At 38.7% G+C, this 1,902-nt stretch carries 1 protein-coding gene and 2 pseudogenes; 2 read left to right on the forward strand and 1 reads right to left on the reverse strand.

Translation table 11 applies throughout. The annotated features are described in order from the left end of the window. Positions 1–450: pseudogene (locus EKM70_RS11245) on the forward strand (IS30-like element ISLsa1 family transposase); the annotation flags it as partial. A 117-nt stretch (positions 451–567) separates the two neighbouring features. Then, positions 568–1,416 (forward strand): SDR family oxidoreductase, encoded by an 849-nt coding sequence (locus EKM70_RS11250; protein WP_125547825.1) that lies wholly within the window; start codon positions 568–570, stop codon positions 1,414–1,416. Positions 1,417–1,452: 36 nt separating this feature from the next. Here the strand turns inward: EKM70_RS11250 and EKM70_RS11255 are convergent. Beyond that, positions 1,453–1,902: pseudogene (locus EKM70_RS11255) on the reverse strand (IS30-like element ISLsa1 family transposase); the annotation flags it as partial.

Consider the following 1,902-nt stretch of genomic DNA (forward strand, 5'->3'; position numbering starts at 1 on the left):
TGGGAAGTAGATACGGTGCTTTCTAGTCGAAGTGAGTCACGATCATGTCTGGTTACATTCGTAGAACGTAAGACCCGACTTCTATGGGCCATCAAAGCCCCTAATAGAACGGCTAAGGCTCTAAACACCGCCTTTGGCAAGTTTATGGGGGCCTTCGGTCCCCAAGTAAAATCCATTACTGTTGATCATGGTAAAGAGTTTGCCAATTATCAGGCCTTAGAACAGGATTATCAGATCAAAGTTTATTTTTGCCATCCATATTCACCATGGGAGCGAGGTTCCAATGAATATTTTAATAGGCGGTTACGCTGGTTCTTCCCGAAAAAGACCAATTTTAGCCAAGTAACGACTGATGAGATCCTAGCAGCACTTGAACTAATTAATCAACGACCATTAAAAATACATCATCAACAGACTGCCATTGAAAGATTCCGGGCTTTTTCGGATTAAACTTGTAATTTGCCCTGTATACATACTATTCTCCTAATTTTTTGTAATTAATGCTTGCCTTAAGGTATATCTTAGTCAATAAAGTAAGCCTATTGATGAAAAGGAAGGAGTTTTTTTATGTCTACAGAATCAAAAGTATGGTTAATCACTGGTGCTAGTCGAGGAATGGGAAATATCTTTGCTAATTCTATTTTGAATCATGGTGACCGAGTTATTGCCACCGCTCGTGATCTTAGTAAATTAGATAAAATCTTACCAGATAATTCGAACCTGTTAAAAGTAGAACTTGAACTTGATATTACCAATCAAGAGTCAATTACTCAAGCTCTTGATAAAATTATGGCTCAATTCGGTCGGATTGATATTCTTCTTAACAGCGCTGGTAATTTCTACGGTGGTTATTTCGAAGAGATTAGTCCTGAACAGATTCGTGCTCAATTTGAAACTAATGTCTTTGGAACAATGAGTTTAACCCGCCATGTCTTGCCAATTATGCGTCAGCAAAAGTCTGGTCATATTATTACACTCTCATCTAGTGCTGGACTAGTTGGCTTTGAATATAACGCTGCTTACTCAGCTTCCAAATTTGCCCTTGAAGGTTGGATGGAGGCACTTGAACCAGAGATGGCCCCATTCAATATTAAAGTTACACTCGTTGAGCCTGGCTTTTTCCGGTCAGAATTTCTAACTAAAAATTCTGCTAAATTTGGTAACTTAGCAATTGCTGATTATGCAGAAAAAAACAAAGAATATCAGAGATTTTTTGCTAGTCAAAATGGCCACCAACCGGGTAATCCTGAAAAACTAGCTAATGCTTTGATCCAGCTAGCTCATTCAGATAACCCACCTCTTCACTTTTTAGCTGGTGAAGACACTATTAAGGCAATTGAAGAAAAAATGGCCAAGTTGCATGAAACTATTGAAAAATACCGTAAACTTTCTACTAATATGACTTTTGATAATTAAGCTGATCTATATTTATTTAGAGGGCAAATTACAAGTTTAATCCGAACAAGCCCGGAATCTTTCAATGGCAGTCTGTTGATGATGTATTTTTAATGGTCGTTGATTAATTAGTTCAAGTGCTGCTAGGATCTCATCAGTCGTTACTTGGCTAAAATTGGTCTTTTTCGGGAAGAACCAGCGTAACCGTCTATTAAAATATTCATTGGAACCTCGCTCCCATGGTGAATATGGATGGCAAAAATAAACTTTGATCTGATAATCCTGTTCTAAGGCCTGATAATTGGCAAACTCTTTACCATAATCAACAGTAATGGATTTTACTTGGGGACCGAAGGCCCCCATAAACTTGCCAAAGGCGGTGTTTAGAGCCTTAGCCGTTCTATTAGGGGCTTTGATGGCCCATAGAAGTCGGGTCTTACGTTCTACGAATGTAACCAGACATGATCGTGACTCACTTCGACTAGAAAGCACCGTATCTACTTCCCA

It is taken from the genome of Levilactobacillus lindianensis (genome assembly GCF_003946095.1).
Lineage (GTDB): Bacteria > Bacillota > Bacilli > Lactobacillales > Lactobacillaceae > Levilactobacillus > Levilactobacillus lindianensis.

Bases quoted from the DNA above. Each gene is read 5' to 3' on its own strand.
- EKM70_RS11250 (WP_125547825.1), top strand. From the start codon at position 568: ATGTCTACAGAATCAAAAGTATGGTTAATCACTGGTGCTAGTCGAGGA.